Annotated in this window: 13 protein-coding genes; all 13 read right to left on the bottom strand. The window is 51.5% G+C overall.

The features are described 5' to 3' along the window. Positions 1-11: 11 nt before the first annotated feature. The gene (locus AR333_RS17810) at positions 12-1,064 is read right to left on the bottom strand and encodes a BMP family ABC transporter substrate-binding protein (protein ID WP_068776755.1); all 1,053 of its coding nucleotides are present in this window, start codon (positions 1,062-1,064) and stop codon (positions 12-14) included. Between the two features lie 271 nt (positions 1,065-1,335). Next, a complete protein-coding gene (gene ilvA / locus AR333_RS17805) occupies positions 1,336-2,592 on the bottom strand; it encodes a threonine ammonia-lyase IlvA (protein WP_253735897.1) in 1,257 nt (418 codons plus the stop codon). Positions 2,593-2,724: 132 nt separating this feature from the next. Beyond that, on the bottom strand, positions 2,725-2,919 hold the full coding sequence (locus AR333_RS25795; protein ID WP_068776754.1) for a DUF6199 family natural product biosynthesis protein: 195 nt from the start codon (positions 2,917-2,919) through the stop codon (positions 2,725-2,727). 227 nt (positions 2,920-3,146) lie between these two features. After that, positions 3,147-6,521, bottom strand: a complete 3,375-nt coding sequence (locus AR333_RS17795) for an efflux RND transporter permease subunit (protein WP_068776753.1) — start codon at positions 6,519-6,521, stop codon at positions 3,147-3,149. Between the two features lie 202 nt (positions 6,522-6,723). Continuing rightward, positions 6,724-9,039: an S-layer homology domain-containing protein gene (locus AR333_RS17790; protein ID WP_068776710.1), complete on the bottom strand. Its 2,316-nt coding sequence runs from the start codon at positions 9,037-9,039 to the stop codon at positions 6,724-6,726. 199 nt (positions 9,040-9,238) lie between these two features. Next, positions 9,239-10,186: a UV DNA damage repair endonuclease UvsE gene (uvsE, locus tag AR333_RS17785; protein ID WP_068776709.1), complete on the bottom strand. Its 948-nt coding sequence runs from the start codon at positions 10,184-10,186 to the stop codon at positions 9,239-9,241. Positions 10,187-10,465: 279 nt separating this feature from the next. Then, on the bottom strand, positions 10,466-10,774 hold the full coding sequence (locus tag AR333_RS17780; protein ID WP_068776708.1) for a hypothetical protein: 309 nt from the start codon (positions 10,772-10,774) through the stop codon (positions 10,466-10,468). Positions 10,775-11,050: 276 nt separating this feature from the next. After that, entirely contained in the window at positions 11,051-13,144 is a 2,094-nt protein-coding gene (locus tag AR333_RS17775) for an ABC transporter ATP-binding protein (RefSeq protein ID WP_301336127.1), read from the bottom strand. A gap of 6 nt (positions 13,145-13,150) precedes the next feature. After that, positions 13,151-14,905 (bottom strand): ABC transporter ATP-binding protein, encoded by a 1,755-nt coding sequence (locus tag AR333_RS17770; protein WP_068776706.1) that lies wholly within the window; start codon positions 14,903-14,905, stop codon positions 13,151-13,153. Between the two features lie 615 nt (positions 14,906-15,520). Continuing rightward, positions 15,521-16,552, bottom strand: coding sequence for a cytochrome d ubiquinol oxidase subunit II (locus AR333_RS17765; protein ID WP_068776705.1), 1,032 nt, complete (start codon positions 16,550-16,552; stop codon positions 15,521-15,523). Further along, on the bottom strand, positions 16,549-17,922 hold the full coding sequence (locus tag AR333_RS17760; RefSeq protein WP_068776704.1) for a cytochrome ubiquinol oxidase subunit I: 1,374 nt from the start codon (positions 17,920-17,922) through the stop codon (positions 16,549-16,551). Before AR333_RS17760 ends, AR333_RS17765 begins: the two co-directional genes overlap by 4 nt. A 247-nt stretch (positions 17,923-18,169) precedes the next feature. After that, the gene (locus AR333_RS17755) at positions 18,170-19,297 is read right to left on the bottom strand and encodes an ABC transporter substrate-binding protein (RefSeq protein WP_068776703.1); all 1,128 of its coding nucleotides are present in this window, start codon (positions 19,295-19,297) and stop codon (positions 18,170-18,172) included. A gap of 121 nt (positions 19,298-19,418) precedes the next feature. Then, the gene (locus tag AR333_RS17750; protein ID WP_068776702.1) at positions 19,419-20,249 is read right to left on the bottom strand and encodes an aldo/keto reductase; all 831 of its coding nucleotides are present in this window, start codon (positions 20,247-20,249) and stop codon (positions 19,419-19,421) included. Between the last annotated feature and the right edge of the window lie 113 nt (positions 20,250-20,362).

The raw sequence follows: 20,362 nt of genomic DNA, 5'->3' as shown, positions 1-20,362 counted from the left end.
GATTTCCGGTCTTATTTCTCAGGGACTTTGATTTCGCCTTTAATGATTTTCTCTTTATACTCATCGGCTTTCTTGAGAACATCTTCCGGGACATTCTTCTTCGACGTCTCAGGAAGGCCTACACCGTTATCTTTGAGACCGAGTGTTACTGGAGCGCCCGGTTTGAATGTACCGTCAATAACTTGCTTGGAATAGCGGGTTACAGCTCCTTCAACATCCTTAACCATAGAAGTCAGCGTTACGTCGTCGCCAAACTCCAGAGATTGGTCTTTATCTACACCGATTACCCATACTTTCTTACCCTGCTTAACACGATCCTTCGCTTCATTGAATACACCATTGCCTGTAGCGCCTGAAGAGTGGAAAATGATATCCGCTCCATCATTGTACATCGTAGCTGCGGCCGCTTTGCCAAGATCAGGCTTATCGAATGCACCCGTATAGTTGACTAGTACTTTTGCGCCTGGATTAACTGCCTTAACGCCTTCTTTAAAACCAGCTTCAAAACGTTTGATAACCGGGATATCCATGCCGCCGACAAAACCGATTTTGTTGGTCTTCGTTGTCAGACCTGCAACAACCCCTACCAGGTAGGAACCTTCATGCTCGGCAAAAGTCACGGACTGGACGTTCGGCGCTTCCACCACGTTATCGATGATCGCAAAGTTCGACTTCGGATTCTGGTCGGCAACTTTTTTCATCGCATCCGCAATAACGAAACCGATTCCCCATGTCAGGTCATATTTGCCCTGAACAAACTGATTGAGGTTCGGAACATAATCGGAATCCCCTTTACTTTGTAAATATTTCGTCGTAATACCGTTTTCTTTTTTGAGCTTCTCAAGTGCTTCCCAGGCGGATTGGTTAAAAGACTTATCATTAACGCCGCCTACGTCCGTTACCATTCCGATCTTCGCTTCGGATTTCTTCGTTTCGCCTGTATTTCCTGTGCTGCCAGATGGAGTTTGTCCTTGGCCCTCGTTGCTAGGCTTATTACCGCAACCCGCCAATACAAGTGAGAAAGCGATCATCATCATTAGTGATAGCTTAAACATTTTCTTCATCATTTGTTACCCCCTATATTGAATTTGTTTGTGGCTCCCTGATCCTGAAATTAGTATGAGGCAAATGACGAATAAAAATGTAAATCCGGACCAGATTTAGCATTGCCGCGTTACGATTATACCTCTTGGCTGGTTCAAAATCTATAATTAATTATACTTAGGTTAATTAATTATTTATTGCGTAAACTAAGTAGCTGAAAAGTTTCTCTCATCGCATACACAAAAAGAAAAAGGAGCTGAGTCAACGGATGTTGACTCAGCTCCCTTCTATTTAGATCAGCAGGTTAAAAAGCTTGGGATCATCGTTAATTTCGATATAAGGATAATCTTTCTGAGATAACCTGGTGATTAACCCCTCATAATCATCTTTATTCTTCAATTCAATGCCGACCAGTGCCGGAGCATTGTCCCTGTTATTCTTCTTCATATATTCAAAACGCGTGATATCATCCGTAGGGCCGAGCACCTCCTCAAGAAATTCACGAAGTGCGCCCGCACGCTGCGGGAAGTTCACGATGAAATAATGCTTGAGTCCCTCGTAAATAAGCGAGCGTTCTTTAATTTCCTGCATACGGTCAATATCATTATTGCCTCCGCTGATAATGCACACCACATTCTTACCTACGATCTGGCTGCGGTAAGCATCGAGTGCGGCCACAGACAGCGCTCCTGCCGGCTCGATGACAATGGCATTGTTATTGTAAAGATCCAGAATGGTCGTACATTCTTTGCCTTCCGGCACCAATACAATGTCATCGAGGACGCGTTTGCAGATCTCAAACGTAAGCTCACCGACCTGTTTAACCGCAGCCCCGTCCACGAATCTGTCCACCGTATCCAGCGTAACAACGTGCCCCGCTTCCATCGAGCGCTGCATGCCCGCGGCCCCTTCGGGCTCGACACCAATGATAGAAGCTTCGTGAGCCACGCCCTTGATATAGGTGCCGACCCCGGCAGCAAGACCGCCGCCGCCGATAGAGGCAAACACATAATCCGGGGTTACCGGCATCTGATTCAGCACTTCAAGCCCTACCGTCCCTTGCCCTGCGATGGTGCGCAGATCGTCAAACGGATGAATAAATACTTTGCCTTCACTTTCGCAATATACCTTGGCCTGGGCGGAAGAATCGTCGAAGGTATCGCCAATCAGTACAACCTCAACAAACGAGCCTCCGAACATATTGACCTGTGAGATTTTCTGACGGGGCGTTGTCGTAGGCATGAAAATCTTGCCGTGAATCCCGAGCAGATTACAGGAGTAAGCGAAACCTTGAGCGTGATTGCCTGCACTGGCGCACACCACTCCCCTGCTCCGCTCTTCAGCCGACAAGCTCTGAATCACGTTGTACGCTCCTCGAATTTTGAAAGAACGGACGACCTGGAGGTCTTCTCTCTTCAAATAAATATTGCAGTCATACTGTCTGGACAAAAGTTCATTACGCTGGAGCGGCGAAGGCTCAATGACCCGGCTCAGCGCATGGTGCGCGCGGATGATATCTTCAAGGATTCTTCCATTCTCAGTACTCACGTCGGCTATCTCCTTTTCTCCTGTGGTCATGCTTATCAGACCATTGTAGCACAACTTTCGTTGAAGAGGAGAGCCTTGGCGTTACAAAATAATAGAGGCCTGAGGCGATAACGAACCGCTTTACAAGCCTCCCTATCCTAACAAAATAGCAACCAAGAATAGGGCCGAGCCTACGAGAGTAAAAATTACACCGCCAACGCGCGTGTTAAGCATATAAAAGTCCGAAGGCTCTGTACCGTCATTAGATTTCCACTTCTCCGTAAGTTGCCATATTAACTGAGCCTTAAAAACCATCAATGCCCCCAGAAGTACAAGAAATAAACCCATCCATAACATCGTTTTTGACCCCCTACAGGCAAATGGTAAAATAACCCTTAGCCGCTAATACGTATAATACCTCAACTTTGTTTCACTGGGCTGTACTTTGGCCAGCTGCCATTCATACGGAGAGCGAAAGGAGAACTTGTTAGTGAATATACTCCCTTATTCGACAAACAAAAAAGCCGCTTCTCAGCGGCTTTTTTGTTTGGATTTAGGTTTCGATTTAAGTTTGATTACTCTTCTGTATCCAGAATAGGACGTTTGCGACGATACCTCGCCAGGAATTCATACACCAGGGGTACGATAATCAAGGTGAGCAGCGTGGAGCTGATCAAGCCTCCGATAACGGTCACGGCCAGTCCCTTCGAGATAAGTCCGCCGCTCTCAAAACCGAACGCCAACGGCAGCAAAGCCCCTACTGTAGCCAGTGCTGTCATCAGAATAGGGCGCAGCCGCGTTCCGGCCGCTTCCAGCAAGGATTCTCTGGTACCGAGCCCCGCCTTCTCGTTATGAATAACACGGTCGAGCAGCACGATAGCGTTAGTCACTACAATGCCGATGAGCATCAGCGCTCCCATCATAGCCGATACGCTCAACGTCTCTCCGGTTACCAGCAAGGCGACGATCGCCCCGATGATGGTGAACGGCAGCGAGAACAGGATGGCGAATGGCGTCAATGCCCCGCCGAAGAACATCACCAGCAGCAGGTACACGATTGCAACAGCCGCAATCATAGCCAGTCCGAGCTGGGAGAAAGTCTCGTTGATCTGCTCGGTTACTCCGCCAAAATCAACACGCACCGTGGAAGGCAGACTGAGCTGATCGATCTGATCCTTGAGCTCAGTTGAAGCTGCCCCTACGTCCTTGGCGGTAATATCTGCCGTTACTTCCGCATACAGCTTCATATCGCGGTGAGTGATGGTATTAGGTGACTCGCCTTCCTGGACCTCAGCCACATCTTTGAGAGGCACTTGAATACCAAGCGGCGACTGAATGGTTGTATTCTCAATAGCGGAAATATCCGCGAAGGTCTTCTTATCCGCCTGCACAAACACTTCATAGTCTTTGTCTTCCACACGGACTGTCGTGAGAACAGGACGTTCCCGTTCCTGGCTGAATGCCATTGCGACCTGTCCCGCGGTAAGTCCGAGCTTGCTCAGCTTGGCAGGATCCGCAACAATTTTATACTGCTCATAAGCTTCGGAAAGACTGGAATCCACCTTATCGAAAGTGGGATTCTTCGTCATCAGCTGCTGAATCTGATCCACTGCGCCGTGAATTTCATCCAGCTTCTCTCCGTATACGAACAAGCTTAATTTACTTCCACCGAAACCACCGCCCATATCCAGCGGTTTCCACTCACCAGGGGAAGCCTTGGCAATCCCCTCTACAAGCTTCTCTTTTTCCTCTGCAAAATTTTTAAAAGAAGGGGCGTATTCCACATAGAACAGCGCAGATTTGGAATTACCGGCAGACATCGGGTTCGGACCGCCTACCGAGTACTGCATATTCTTTACACCTTCGCGTGCAAGAATGTATTTCTCCGCATCCTGCGCTTTCTTCTGTACGGCTTCGAGCGTTTCACCAGGGGAAGGCGTGTACGTCACCATGACGTAATTCTGCTCTTCCTCCGGAAGGAAGCTGACACCAACCTGAGTCGCCAGCAGCAGACTGCCCACGAACAACAGCATTGCCACTCCGAACGTAATTAATTTATGGTTCAAAGTGCTGTTAAGAGCTTTCTTGTAAAAGCGTCCCAGGCGGCCGGTTTCATCATGGCCCGCGGAAACATGGGCGGAATCCTTGGATGCACCTGCACTTGCAGCAGTATTTGAGTCCCCTTGTGACCGGACCAATGGCTGCGAAGTCTCCTTGCCGCCCATCCGGTCAAGCCGCTTGCGGAACATCGTATGTCCAAGCAGCGGTACAATCGTAATCGCTACCAGCAGGGAGGCCAGAAGCGAGAATACCATGGTCAGCGCAAAAGGCATGAACAGCTGGCCTACAGGTCCGCTGACAAAGCCCAGCGGCAGGAACACAGCGATCGTGACCAAGGTCGAGGACAAGATCGGCATGAACATCTCCCGCGTTGCTTCGCGGATCAAGACTTTGCCCCGCAGAGGCTCCGAAGGGCTCATCATGCGGCGGTAAATATTCTCGATGACGACAATGGAGTCATCGACGACCCGCCCGATGGCCACGGTCATCGCACCGAGGGTCATGATGTTCAGCGTGATGTCCATCTGCTGAAGCAGCAGCACGCCGATCAGCAGAGAAAGCGGGATCGACACGATCGAGATCAGGGTCGTCCGCCAGTTGCGAAGGAAGAGCATGATGATGAGAACGGCGAACAAGGCGCCGAACACCGCTTTACTCAGCATCGTGTTGACCGATTCTTCAATTGGCTCACCCTGATCCAGCATCGTTACGATGCTGACTCCGCTGCTTGCCTTCTCGAACTCCGCCGCCTTCTCCTTGACGGCGCTGGCGACATCTACGGTATTCGCCTCGGTGGACTTGACCACCTGAATACCGATGGACTCTTTGCCGTTCGTGCGCGAGATCGAATCGGCATGGTCGGCGAGCTCAATCTTCGCGAGCTCGCTGAGCTTCACGGTCGGCAGTCCCGCTGCCGATGCGGCTGCGCCCGCAGGCGGTACCGCGTTAACCCCCGGCGCTGCGCCAGTAGCGCCGGTTGCGCCTGTACCGCCCTGCGCAGCGCCTCCTGATGCGCCCGGCACTACGGCTGACGCGCCCGGAGCCGCTGCACCGGCTGCACCTGCATCCGTGCCTCCTGCTGCTCCACTGCCCGCTGGCATGCCCGTGCCGCCGGCCGCGCCGGAGCCGACAGATCCGGCTCCGCCTGGAACCAGCGGAATCTCCAGCGCTTGGAGGTCTTCCAGGCTCCGCACGTTGCCGTCCACTACGATCGTCTTCTCCGTGCGGCCGACCTCAAACAGACCCAGCGGCATCTGGATCGCCGCTCCCTGTATGATTCCTTTGACCGTCTCTTCGCTGACACCGTAAGCCTTCAGCTTATCCCTGTCAAAGGTCAGCTGTACTTCCTGCTGTTTTTGTCCCGAAATAGCGACACTCGCCACTCCTGAGATTCCCTCCAGCGATGGTTTAAAATCACTCTCGACCATCTTCGTCAGTTCATCCAGAGACTGCTTGTCCCCCGAAATACTCAAAGATATGATCGGGAACGCGTTTATGTTAATTCTTGAGACACTAGCTTCCTGTGCACCCCGCGGAAGTTTAAAATCCGCTACGGCTTCTTTAACCTCCGCTTCGGCTTTGTCCATATCCTTATTGTAGGAATACTCCATCATTATGGACGAAGCATTCTCCATAGAGGTAGAACTGACAACATCCACACCTTCCAGGTTCCTCACCCGCTGTTCCAGCGGTTTCGTTACCTGATCAGCTACCTCCTCCGGAGAAGCACCGGGATAAACTGTAGTTACAGTCAGAATCGGCACTTCCAAGTTGGGAAGCGTCTCCTGCTTCATATTCAAGCCTGCATAAATGCCGGCCGCCGTCACAATAATCGTGAGCAGCCATATGACGAGTTTGTTGTTTAACGAATACCGGATGATGCCCCTCACCATTCCCCACTCCTGTCTGGATCTAGATGTTTGTAGAACAAACTCTTCTCTTTATGTTACCTATCCGCATAGGCAAAAATCAAATATTGCCCTTAGCAAGGAAAAATAGAGCTAATATTTATCCTTCTCTCTATTTTTACCAAAAAAAAGACTGCCGAATCGGCAGTCTCTTCCACTTTCCATATATTTTCTTCCAATTGTTCTAATACCGCTTTTGCAAAAATCTATAAAATGCCGTTGCCGCTTGAGCGCGGGTAACTTCAGCCTTCGAATTAAACTTGCCGTTCTCTGCGCTCATGATACCCATACCGGTTACAATCGCGGCCGTTCCAATGTTCTTGATATCCGCTGCATCCGTGAAGTTACGGCTAAAAATCGCCTCATATTCCGTCAGCTTCTTGTAATTCAAAGCACGGACAATAAGAGAGGCCATCTCTTCGCGCGTAATCGGCTGATCCGGATTAAACTCTTCGGAATTGCGGTCAATCCATTTACGGTCAAGCGCCGTCTCGACATAAGAGAAATACTCATTGGATGAGGTTACATCCGCGAATGAGTTCGCACGATCTTTCATGGCCGCTGTCGGATAATAACCGCCGCCACTGTCTGCCAGAACGAGCATTTTGATCAGCTCGCCCCGTTTGATAGACTGATCCGGATTCACCTTGCCGTCTTTGACCTCCAGAGCCTGGTAATCGAGCATTAACTGCAGCTCATTTTGTGCCCAGTGGCCGGCAATATCGGATACTTTAATCGGTTCAAGAGAAATGACCTCACCGTTCTCTCGATTACGCCACTGGCCCGTTACCGCATCCAGGAAATACTGCTGTCTGCTATACTTGTTTTCCAGTGTATACACGAGGCTGGCATTCTTGCTCATTTCATCAATAGCGCCAATATCACCGGCGGCAATCATGAGTTTATATTTTTCAATAGGAATACCCTGCGGAATCTCACCCATTGACGTCTGGTAAATCAGGCGCAGCTGGTACTGGGACAACAACTTTTCTTTCGCCTTATCAGTACCGAGCACTTCCGGTTTCTTGTCAGGGAAAGGAAGTGTATTGATATTCTTGTACATATTCGAGATCACGCCGGTGCCTTTGTCCACAGAAACGGCTACCTGATCGGTCTCTACCCGGACCCCGTCAATATACCTGCTGAAATTAAAGGAATACTCGCGCGGAATTTCCGTTGCTTTGGGATCTACTTCCGGCTCTGAGGATTCGTCCAGTACGAGCTGATGAGTACTGCCCGGAATAGTTTTCTTAACAAACTCGATAGCTTTCGCTTTGGCTTCTGCATAAGAAACCTTCACGTCGCTCGCTTTAAACGGATTACGGACAGAATTGTTGTATTGACTCAAATAATTCAATTCACCGTTGTTCGCGTTAAGGGCCAAGGAGATCGCTCCGTTGTTGTCGCCCTCTTCATCTTGCAGCGACCACCGGAAATTCCAGGTCGATTCCGACTGCTTCGTTTCTTCGTTGTTGTTCTCGCCATACGAGGCCTCTTCCAGCTTGGCATTAGCCGGAATTTGAATAAGTGCCTGTACTCTCTTGAGCGCAGCTTCTTTATTTGCAATCGGTCCCGAAGAAGGCTGCGGCTTCTCCGTCAGCGTTTGGAGATCCGCAGGTTTAACCGTACCACTTTGCAGGACCGGCTTACCGGTCTTCGCGTCAATTTGAATAGCGGCCATCGTGTAAGCAATAACAGGTTTTCTCTCTTTCATCTGATAAGGAATGACGTACTGAAGCAGAGGCTCGGAAGCCTCATTTAGCGCCTTTGCGGCCTTCTCTTGAGCAATAACGCCTTCGTTCTTATCGAATTTGATATCTTCCTTCCAATTTACCCGATACTCGGTTAAACGTCCTTCTCCGTCGATTTGGATTTGGATGCCGTTTTGCGGGAAAGGAACTCCGTCTACCACACGTTCAAACCCGAACGGATACGATATCAAGCCATTAAGAGGCACTTTGTAGGAAGCCTCCCGGAGATCATTGTACTTGACCTGCTTTTGCAAATCCGGGCTTAGCTTCGTTATGTAATCGACAGCGATGGATTTGGCCAGATTCAGATCTGTCTTAGGCGGATAGGATGGCTTGCGGTCGGGGTTATTATCATAAAAATTGTACCCCAGCAGGCTGCCGGAATCGGCATCCAGTGAATAATTCATGTACCCGAGCGACTCTTTATTTTTTTTCAGCGAATATTCCAGGTTCCACGTCTTCCTCTGCTTTCCGTCAGGTCCATTGTTCACGTATAAATTAGCGCTCTGCAATGTGTAGCCTTCAGGCTGGGGTATGTAACCTTTAGCGAGCTGAATAGCTTTATCCTTCGTAATCTTAGGCTCTACCTGAGTGAGATCAAGCTGCTCTTTTCCTTGAACTGAGTTTGAGTTGACCGTAGAAGCAGGTGATGTACTGGGCACCGCCTTGTCCGCCATAACGGGTGTAACCGAGCCAAGCAGCAGTGCAGTAGTCATCACCGCCGTGCCTGCTTTGCGAATAATTTTCAACCGGATCTGCCTCCTTAAAAGTATAGGGTTCGAACGGAATTATCTGGAATTCCAGTTCTCACCATTTGAGACGGACTCATGGGCAGAAAAGTTGCGGAATTCACGTCCCCACAGGAAATAAATTCCTCAACAATCACAAGGAGAAAAACTCGCATTAGCGCCTGCCGATTCGCCTTAACCGGAGTGTGGCAGAAGGAGTTTACATATGCAGAACTCCGCCGTCTATACGCCGGATGCCCCGTACGGCTCCAAGATCTTCCGCCAGCTTCAAGCAAGCGTAATCTTTGCGTTTGGCTTCCACCATGACATCAACGCGCTGAAGCCCGTATGCTTTGCATACCTTGAGGAAGCCGAGCGCCGCTTCAGGTTCTACATAGTCCGCATGCGCGCGAAAGTCCTTGTCGCTCTTGGGAGACGACACGTGGATTTTGATCGGTCGTTCTCCCCATGTCGCTGCAATCCGGGGCAGAAGTTCCGTTCCAGCCGCAGCGGAGGGATTGCACCAGTCGTGATGCAGGTCAAGGACCATCGGAATGCCTGACTGTTCACAGACGGCTAATGTTTCTTCGGCCGTGTAGGTCTTGTCGTCATTCTCCAGCGTCAGCCGTCTCCGGACCCGCTCCGGAACGCCGGGCAGATTCGCGACAAGCTTATCCGCGGATGCCGCCTTATTGCCGTAAGCTCCTCCGACATGAATATTCATGTTGCATTCCGTGCCCATCCCCATCCCATCCAGAATATCGGCATGATACTCCAGGTCGCGGATGGCGGCTTCCACCACAGTTTCCGATCCGTTGAGAAGGGTAAACTGGTTCGGATGCATGGACACACGGATGTCATGGCCCCGGGCGAACTCCCCGAGTTCGGCAAGTTCCCGCTCGTAGACGGCAGATGGGGCGATGCCGACCTCGGGATGTGTAGCCAGGGGAATCAGTGATGAACTGAGCCGGTACAGCCGGATGCCATGGGCGGCATTAAAGTACAGAATCCGGCGGGTAGCCTCCAGATTGCGGCGTCCTACTTCGATAGCTTTAGCAAGCGAGCTCTCGTATCCCCCTTCTTTGAACCGTTTAAAGGTAAACGTCGAACTCGGTGTATTATGAAAGATGGCTAACGACTGAGATACATATCCGATTCTAATTTCCATAGACGACACCCCCTTTGGAAGTATTCCCTGATGCGGCCTTTTACCCGTTATAAAGGAAGTTATAATCTTCCCCCTCCTATTCCTTCGCTTGTGATGCGTCTATTACTTAACTAATGGGCTGCACTGCCATACATCCGGTTATTCAACCCGCTAAATATCTTGCGGGCAGTCCAGTATCCATCCGGTACTCTCAGCCATACAGAAGAAGACCCGCAAATCATCAAGATTCGCGGGTCTTCCATAAGGATCTTAAAGCAGATGCCAATCATCGCCGTCAGTTTAGTAACGCGATGTTCCCCGGGCACGGGTCATGATAAAGAACGAAATCAAGATTCCGACAATACGTGTAACGTAGCCAAGTACCGGTACGTAGCTAAGCAGAGCCATCACGATGTTGGCCAATGCCGCCAGCAGCGTGCCGTTACTTGTAATCAGACCAATAACGGCGCTGACGAATACGAGCGGAACTACCCAGCTGCCTGACCACAAGAACCCGAATGGGATTAAGCCGACAATAAAGCCGATCACGATACCAATTTCAACAATCAGCTGCACAGTGCCCAAAATTCGTTTTGTATCCGAACTCATGTCACCCTCACCTTTCGCTGGATAAGAGAAGCGCAAGTCCCACGCTCTCTTCCTCTATTTTTGCCAAAACCGCCTGGAGTCACGCCTGCATAAGAACAAACCTTACATACACGGATGACAGTCAGGTGAAACAGCTGGTTATCATCCGGCAATCGCCCTCCCCGGCTCCGGTTGGTTATCTTATCATACGCATGATGATTAATCCCGTTTCACATCCAGCCGCCTGTTTCCTCTATATATTCCATCTTTTCGAAAAAATACCTGCCCGTTATGGTGCTAAGTCACTGCGTTTCCTGACGTAACGGAACCGGTTCGCACCGTTGAGCGATCAGCCTGCGCCGGTCCGGAAGCAGGAGCGGATGAACCGCCTCCCTGCTGAAGCCGGTACATCTGGGCGTATCGTCCGCCTAGCTCCAGCAGCTCCTCATGAGAACCGCGCTCGACAATCTGGCCCCGGTGCAGCAAGAGGATCAAGTCCGCGCTGCGGATCGTAGACAGCCGGTGCGCGATAATAAACGTGGTGCGCCCTTTCTTCACCACATCAAGTGCCGATTGAATGATCGCTTCCGTCTCGGTGTCGATGTTGGCAGTCGCCTCATCCAAGATGAGGATGGCCGGGTCAAAGGCCAGAGCACGTGCGAACGAGATCAGCTGGCGCTGTCCGGCAGACAGCGTGCTCCCCTTCTCCAGCACCGGCTCATCGAAGCCTTTCGGAAGATTCGCAAAGATCCGCTGCCCGCCTACATCCCGCAGAGCCGCATCGACTTTCTCGCGGGAGATCGTATCGTCGCCGAGGCTGACGTTGCTCGCGATCGTGCCTGTGAACAGGAATGGATCTTGCAGCACAATCCCCATATGCTGGCGCAGCAGCTGTTTGGGCAGCTTCGTGACATCCTGGCCGTCGACACGTATCGTTCCTTTCTGCGGGTCATAGAACCGGAACAGCAGGTTCATAATCGAGCTTTTGCCGGAACCCGTATGGCCCACGAGCGCCACTGTCTGGCCTTGTTTGGCCTCGAAAGAAATATTCTTGAGCACATAATCTTCTTTATAAGCAAAGGAAACTTGTTCGAAAGTAACATTTCCCTTGTACCGAGGCAGCTGGCCCGTCTCGATATCTTCGCCCGGTTCATCCATCAGCTCAAATACACGGCCGGCCGATATCACGGATTGATCGAGGGTAGCCAGTTGGTTGACGATTCCTACAATCGGCTGGAACAGCCGGTTCAAGTAATCAATGAACGCGTACAGCACACCGAAAGAAATTACGGCGCCGACTCCCGTCACCTGACCGCCAAAGTACCAGAGCAGGACGGCAAAAGTCAGGTTCCGCAGAACCCCTACCAGGTTATGGGAAGTAAAGGAGTTCAGGCTTTGCAGCTTCTGCTGATACTTGAGATAATCCTCATTCAAAGCCTCAAATTCCTCGGATGTTTCCCGCTGCCGGCGGAAAGCACGAATGATGGTCATGCCCTGAATCGATTCATTAATCATTCCGTTAATATCGCTTAAGCGGGAACGGATGATTTTGTTATAACGGGACGCATATTTCCTGTACACAATGATCCAGACGACAAGGATCGGAACAATGAGCAGACAGATGGCGCCCAGTTTCGGATCCAGCAGGAACAAAGCTACGAAGATGCCCGCCATATAGACGATTCCAGTAAAAAAATTCGCCAGTACCGTCACGAACAGATCCCGCACCGCCTCGGTATCATTCGTAACCCGGGAGACCACTTTACCCGCGGGAAGATTATCGAAGTAAGGGATCGGCAGGCGCTGAATCTGTGCATATACGTCCAGCCTCAGCTTCTGGATAACCCGGTTGGCGGATACTTGCAGAGCGTACCGCTGTCCGAACGTGAAAATCGACGAAACCACGAGTAGAGCAAAATAAAGGAGTGCCAGTTCGACCAATTTGATCAATTCCGGCTGGTAGAACGCGTACAGCTCTGACGGACTTAAGACTGCGGCTGCATACGCGGCGGTATCTCCGCCCCTCTTGATCGTCAGCTGCCCGTCTTGGAGGGAGCGCTCCCCGTCAAAACGGATAGGGCCATCCACGAAAACAAATTTCGTGCCTACTTGAAGGAGTCTCACTTCGTCACCGCGCGTCTCCCCTTCACTGAAACGGTCGCCCCGTTTGTAAACCTGGCCCCCGTACGAGACTGTATCTTCACTTCCAGGTTGTGCTTTGTACCAGGATTTTTCAATCCCGAGGATGTGTGTGTCAATCATTCTCTTCGCAATAAACGGGCCGGTTAATTCGGCCGCCACGGCGATCGTAAGCATAATAAGTGCGATAATAAAAAGTTTCTTATGATGAAGTGCATACTGCACCAGTCTTTTTCCTGTACTTGCCTGCAAGGTCCATCACCCCGCTTCCGTCAAATTAGATTCAACCTGCTGGCGCTCGTACTGTTCTTTGTACCAGCCGCCGTGCGCCAGCAGCTCTTCGTGCGTCCCCGACTCGACAATCCGGCCCTCGTCAAGGACGAGGATCCGGTCCGCGTGCTCGACAGCGGACAGCCGGTGTGTCGTGATGAGCGTGGTTTTGCCGGCGCGCTCACGCCGGATGTTCTCGATGATCCGCGCTTCCGTCCGGGCATCGACCGCGGACATCGCATCATCGAGCAGCAGAATTTCCGGGTCGGCGATCAGCGCCCGCGCCAGCGATACCCGCTGCTTCTGGCCGCCGGACAGCGCCACACCCTTCTCGCCGACCAGCGTATCGAGGCCGTCTGCGAGGGTGTGAATATCCTGCGCGAATGCAGCCCGCTCGATGGCTCCAAGCACCTCTTCATCACTCGCGCCCGGCTTGCCGAAGCGGATGTTCTCCCGCACGGTTCTGGAGAACAGGATCTGTTCCTGCGGCACGTAGCCGATCCAGGACTGCAGCCGGTCAAGCGGAATCTGCTGAATCGGCACGCCGCCGATCGTAATCGTTCCGCTGCCGACCGGATACTGCCGCAGCAGCTGCTTCAGCAGCGTGGATTTGCCGCTGCCTGTGCGCCCTACGACGCCGAGGGTCTCGCCCCGGCGAAGTGTCAGGCTGATGCCTTCGAGGTTGCTGACTTCAGACGCAGGATAGCGGAAGCTGGCATTCTCGAAGGCGATTGTGCCGGGCCCTGCATCCATACGAGTATGCTGCGGATCGTCCTGCACATCGGGCCGGTAGCCGAGCGCCTCGTTTACCCGGTCGAGGGAGGCATTCCCCCGCTGCATGATGTTGATCAGTTCGCCGATAGCGAACATCGGCCAGATCAGCATCCCGAGGTAGATGTTGAAGGAAAGCAGCTGTCCCAGCGTCAGCTCGGTCTGGAACACCAGATAAGCCCCGTAGCCCAGACCGATCAAATAACTTGCGCCGACCAGCAGCTTGATGGTGGGATCGAACAGCGCATCAATTCTCGCAACCGAAATATTCTTGCGATACACATCATCGGTCAGCTCCCGGAAGCGCTCCTGCTCATTGGCTTCCTGAACATAAGCGCGCAGCACTCTGACACCTGCCGTCGCTTCCAGCACCTGATCGTTCATCTGTCCAAAGGCATCTTGGGCGATCGTATACCGCTCATGAATGGTCTTCCCGTAGAACTTCATGGCCAGCGCGATAAAAGGCAGCGGAAGCAGAGCGGCAAATGTCAGCTTCCAAGAAATCGTGAGACCCATGGTGAACAAGATCGTGAGCATAAAAGCGCTGGAATCGACCAGCGTCAGAATTCCGAATCCGGCTGTTCCGGCGACAGACCGGAGGTCATTGGTCGCGCGGGCCATCAGGTCGCCGGTGCGGTATTTTTCAAAAAAAGTCGGGGTCATCTTAAGAAGATGCCGCATAAAGCGCGAACGCAAGATGCGTTCCACAAGGAAGGAACCGCCGAACAACTGGTACATCCAGACGTAAGTAATCAGATAAATACCAAGGGTAATAACGAGAGTCCACACGATCATGCTTACCAGACGTTCCGCCGTAATAGAGCCCATCTGAATTTCATCGACGGCATAGCCGAGAATTTTGGGAGGGATGATTTCGGCAATGCCCGCCACAATAAGCAGCGTAACGGCTACCGTGTACCGAATCCAATTTTCTTTGAAGAACCAGCCGAGTTTACCTAAAATACTGAACAACCGGGGTCACCTTCTTTCTTTTCTTTGTAAAAGCATTTTTCATAAATTTCAGGCAAGCTGCACATAGAGCTTTGTACCGGGCTTCGACCAACCCTGTACTCTCTATCTCTTTTGTATGGAAAAATGAGTCCCTGCATCCGATCATGAAAAAAGGACGCACCGTTTTCAGAAACAAAACGGTACGTCCTCACAGCACAAAAGAATCCTGCACTGATTTAAACCAGCTTAAAGCATACATTCCGGCAGGTAAGCGGCCGATGTCAGCCGATATTACACGGAATTGCGGTTTAAAGGGGATACCGTATATTTAGCTGTGCCCTTATGATCTGCGAACAGATGCATATGTCCGTAAACAGGCAACATTCTAAACATGGATATCCCCCCTTTCATCTCCGGTCATTTTCCTACGCTCTCGCGTTAGCTTGGTGTGATTGTAACACCGCTTGGAAAGGACTGTCAACCGAACAAACCGGAGAAAATCATTATAATTCAACTGTCCCGGAGCTCATAAAACGGGTCGGTAATGCCCCTTTTCGAACCCATAACCCCGCTGCCGCGCATACTATTTATTTTGGAACACTTGGGAAAACAAGGGATATGAGCTTGTTTTCTTTCCTAATTTTTTTCCGGCTGCAGATACCGCTTGTCTTTGAGGAAGAGCCTCCAGAACATATAGAACACCGGGACCAGAATCGCAGAACTCACGATATACCCGATAAAGAGGGAGCGGAACATCGCCGGATTGGTTATCCCCTCGTCAAAAGTTAAATGCGGATACACCATATAAGGCATATGGGCCGAGAAATAAGCATAACTCGCAAGCCCGTATTGGATAACAACGGCGATGACTGAGGCGCGCGGGTAGCCTCTGCGGCCGTCCTCCCGTTTGATCAGCAGCAGTATATAGGCCGCTATGAACGCAAGGACCGAGAAACCGAACCACAGCCCATTGCGCTTGAAGCCTTCGACGATCCACGGCGCATGTGTAGACAAGGTGCTGACCGTAAGGAGCGCCATAACCAGATTGACAGGCCCCCAGATCATGGCCAGCCGGCGGTAGTCCAGGTAAGTCTCCTCATCCCCCGCTTCACGGGAATAGTCGGCAAGGAACAACGCCGACATGAACAGTTCGGTGGACAAGCCGAAGCCCAGATGCGCGTACTCGGTCGTGCTGGTAAACAGCTCCAGCATATGAAGCTCCGGCACACCATCCGTCAGGGTTACGAAGCCGCCTAATGTAATCGGCAGGACACTGACGAGCAGGCCGGGGATCAGCAGGCCGGTAATACCCGAGACTACGTTCAGCAGCCTTCCGTACTTGGCGACCGAGTAAGCGTAGACCATGAAGGTGCTGCGGATAAGCAGCAGCAGGAGTACGAGCGAGACGGGCACTAGAAGCGCACCGCCGAGTATATGAGTCGCGTGCGGGAAGAAACCGACAAGCGCCACGACGAACAGAACGAGGAAGACGTTCGTGACTTCCCAAGTCGGTGACAGGTAGCGGTTCGCCAGCGCCCCGGCTTTGGAGTGATGCTTGCCTCCGTAAAGCATAGACCAGAAGCCTGCACCGAAATCAATGGAGCCGAGAATCGAGTAGGTGAACAGGAAGACCCACAGCACGGTCACCGCCAGTGTAACGTCGCTCATGTGCTTGCTCCCTCCCCTTCAGCGGCCGGAGTCCTTGCTGCAGAATCGCTTTTGTCCAGCACATCTCCGATCGGATGCCGTTTGAAATAGACATACATGACGAGACTGGTCACCACAAGCAGGAACACATAGACGGATATAAACATCAGGAACAAGGTGCCGATGCCGCTTGTTTGGAGCGCCGCTTCACTTGTCTTCTGGACATGATATACGGTCCACGGCTGTCTGCCGGTGCAGCTAAAAATCCAACCGAGTTCGATGCCAAGCATCGAAAGCGGACCTGCAGCTACAAGCACCGTGAGCAGCCACCTCGGATATGGCTTTTTCAGCCATATCCGGTACAGCAGCGCGAGGAAGGCCAGCGCGAGCAGGAACACCCCGATGAACACCATAAGGTTGAACAGAGTGTGTATGTACAGCGGGGGCCAGTTCTCACGCGGGAAATCGTTCAAGCCCCGCACCACAGTGTCAAACCGGTTGCCTGCGAGCAGGCTCAGAAAGCCGGGCAGTTCGATGCCCCCCTCAATCATCTGCGTATCCGGATTCGCTTTCCCGAAGATCGCAAGCGGCGCATGCGACTGCGTCACGAACAATCCTTCGGCTGCGGCCAGCTTCTCCGGAATGTGATGATGCAGCATTTGGGCGGTGGCATGTCCGTTCAGACCTGTGAACGCCGACATGATTCCGCCGAAGATCAGCGCCAGGAACAATCCCTTGCGGTGATAGGCGGCCTCCCTCGGCGCGCTGCGGGCCTTAAGCAGCCTGTAAGCCGCTACGGAGACTGCTGCGAAAGCCCCCGTCATGTAGGCTGTCGAGAGGACATGCAGCGCAGTGGACCACAGGCTCGGATTGAACACCGCCACCCACGGCTGCACATCGACGATCTCCCCGTTCGGAGTCAAGTTAAAGCCCTGCGGCGTGTTCATGAACGCATGCGCGTCCGTGATCATTACAGCCGAGGCGCTTGCTCCGATTGCGACGAAGATCACGCTGATGACGCGGATCACCGGAGGCAGGCGATCAGCCGCATACAGGTAGATCGACATGAACAGCGCTTCGAAGAAGAACGCCCACATCTCGATCTGGAACGGCAGTGCGATCACCTGGCCCACGATCTTCATAAAGCCGGGCCAGAGCAGCGACAGCATGACGCCGACGATCGTGCCGGACGGAATGCCGACGCCGAGCAGGATGCCGGAAGCCTTCGTCCACCTTCTTGCAAGATGAACGTAATCGCGGTCTTTTTTGACATGATACATGATCTCCGCAAATACGATCATCATCGGCAGCCCGACACCGAGCGTCGCGAAAATAATATGAAACGCCATCGACGTACCGAATAGTGCCCTGGCCATCATAACGGTATCCATAGAGTCACACTCCTTTTTTAGACGATAGGACCAATTGCTTCCTGTAATATGAGTCAAAAAAGGGGGAACTATGCACTTACGGAAAGTTACGCTGAGCGGGGCGAATGCTATTACTGCGACAGAGGGATTTCATATGCGCCACAGCTCTTGCCAAGCAGGGATGCACGCCAAAGAGCGGATGCCTGTTCTTCTCAATATAGAAGGCCGTCCTTCCTACCCGTATCCTCTACAAGCTTACTCAGTAGGATTATTTCTTCATGGTGTCTTGTTTTCCATTGTTATCCTTAAACAGATTCTGTTGAGCCGATGACGGGCTGATCTGCGGATGAAGGATTTCCGATAACAAACAAAGGTCCGACGAAAGTGTGCGGACAGACCCAAAAGAAGCCGGAAGTTCTTTCACCCGGCCGGATTTAACGGCCTGTAAAGAATCCCATCCTTCACGTTGTACAACTTCCTTAAATTCACGGGAAGCCTGTCGTTCATAACCCGAAATCAGGATATGATCCGGGTCCGACTGAATAATAGAATCCAGGTTCTTTATAATCCTGTACGGATTCCGAGCCGATTCCTGCGTTATATTAATTCCTCCCGCAAGTGTCAGCATGTCATGCTCCAGTGCGCCAGGTCCGAGGGCTGAATATCCTTTGATTTCTTCAAATTCAATTTGTAATCCAGTCTCCCAGTATACGGATACCTGTTCTACAGAGGATACCGATTCTTCGACGTTACGAATGGATTCCAGCAGCCGATCCGAGGCTTCCTCAGCACTTTCTCGTGTATTCAGTACAATACCGGTTGTCAGCAGCTCCCGGGCTATTCTCTTAACGGTAGATTGATCGGACACGTAGGAGGGAATGCCTAGCTTAGCAAGTGCGCCTGCACTTTCACACGAACCCTCTCCACCGATCAGAATAACAAGGTCCGGCTTTGTTTCCGCCGCAATTCTCCTCTCGGTCTCATGAATAGACCCGCCAATCCCTTTTCCTTCAAAAACAATCATTTTGTCCTCTGCCCCTGCTTCGATAAGAAATTCCTTTTCACGGACACCTTGGATCACGACACGCTCAGGCTCACGCTCAATAAATAAGTTTGAACCGCAGGCGTCCTGGACATTAAGAGGATAAGGAGTCGCTTTACCTTCAATTCTTACATCATTATCAATAATGGGCGGATTGGATTTGGGAACATTCGAATCGGGCAGGACTCGCTGCGGCTCATCATTAACATGATTGGCGCAGCCGATTGTACTCATAAGAATCAGGATCGTACAAATCACATGCACTTGAACAAACAAAATATTTTTATTTAGGTGAATAAAAATCCCTCTTTTCTTCTTAGTTTCTTGTATCAGCAAAGTTTGAATTCCCTCCAAGCGAGCCCACCTAGACATACCTACATTTTACCTTTTTTGTAAATGAATTTATATCTGCAACAAAAAAAGCTGCCTGAGTCACGAAGACTCCAAGCAGCTCTGTGAAGCAAATGTAATTCAATTAGAAATTAAAGTTGTCCGGGTCTGCGCCTACACGCTGATCCAGGTTAAGCGTATGAATGCGCTCCATGTCTTCCGATGACAGTTCGAAGTCAAAAACATCGGCATTCTGCGCGATCCGCTCCGGTGTCACGGACTTAGGAATGGTCACGACTTCGTTCTGCAGATCCCAACGCAAAATAATTTGCGCCGGGTTCTTGCCGTGCTTCTCGCCAATCTCGATGAGCAGCGGGTTATTCAGCAGCTGGCCCTGCATAAGCGGACTCCAGGCCTCAAGCTGAATGCGGTTCTTGCGGCAGAAATCGTGAAGCGGACGCTGCGACAGACGCGGGTGGTATTCAACCTGATTGACGGCCGGCACGATTTCACTGCCCTGCATCAGGTCTTCAAGATGATGCACCTGGAAGTTACTGACGCCAATGGCGCGGACACTTCCGTCTCTGTACAGCTTTTCGAGCGCTTTCCAAGTCTCTTTGTACTTGTCTTTGACCGGCCAGTGAATCAAATACAAATCTATGTAATCCAGCCCCAACTTGTTGCGGCTCTCTTCAAATGCCTGCAGCGTCGTGTCGTACCCTTGATTGCTGTTCCACACTTTGGTGGTCACGAAAAGCTCTTCACGGGCTACGCCGCTATCCTTGATCGCCTGGCCGACACCCGCTTCGTTGCCGTACACGGCAGCCGTATCAATACTTTTATATCCAAGCTCAATAGCGGTACGGACAGCGCGTTCCACTTCACCGCCCTCCGTCGCTTTCCAGACGCCAAGACCGAACCAAGGCATGCGGACGTCGTTATTCAAAATGGTAGAATCGGATAAATGTTTAGGCATATTCATAAACCCTCCCAATAAGTGATGGTTTTGCTGGACACTTCTTCCTTTAATCATATCATAAAAGCGGGCGCGAACTAAAATCCCGCCACGTACCACGCAGTAGCTAAAGC

The organism is Paenibacillus sp. FJAT-26967 (genome assembly GCF_001541095.1).
Classification (GTDB): Bacteria; Bacillota; Bacilli; order Paenibacillales; family NBRC-103111; genus Paenibacillus_F.
Note: the sequence above shows the minus strand (reverse complement) of the source record. Positions and strands in the feature narration are given on the sequence as shown.

Excerpts from the sequence above, each read along its gene's own strand:
- AR333_RS17765 (WP_068776705.1), bottom strand. The coding sequence starts at position 16,552 with ATGAGCGACGTTACACTGGCGGTGACCGTGCTGTGGGTCTTCCTGTTC.
- AR333_RS17760 (WP_068776704.1), bottom strand. The coding sequence starts at position 17,922 with ATGGATACCGTTATGATGGCCAGGGCACTATTCGGTACGTCGATGGCG.
- AR333_RS17780 (WP_068776708.1), bottom strand. The coding sequence starts at position 10,774 with ATGAGTTCGGATACAAAACGAATTTTGGGCACTGTGCAGCTGATTGTT.
- AR333_RS25795 (WP_068776754.1), bottom strand. The coding sequence starts at position 2,919 with ATGGGTTTATTTCTTGTACTTCTGGGGGCATTGATGGTTTTTAAGGCT.
- AR333_RS17750 (WP_068776702.1), bottom strand. The coding sequence starts at position 20,249 with ATGCCTAAACATTTATCCGATTCTACCATTTTGAATAACGACGTCCGC.
- AR333_RS17810 (WP_068776755.1), bottom strand. The coding sequence starts at position 1,064 with ATGAAGAAAATGTTTAAGCTATCACTAATGATGATGATCGCTTTCTCA.
- uvsE (WP_068776709.1), bottom strand. The coding sequence starts at position 10,186 with ATGGAAATTAGAATCGGATATGTATCTCAGTCGTTAGCCATCTTTCAT.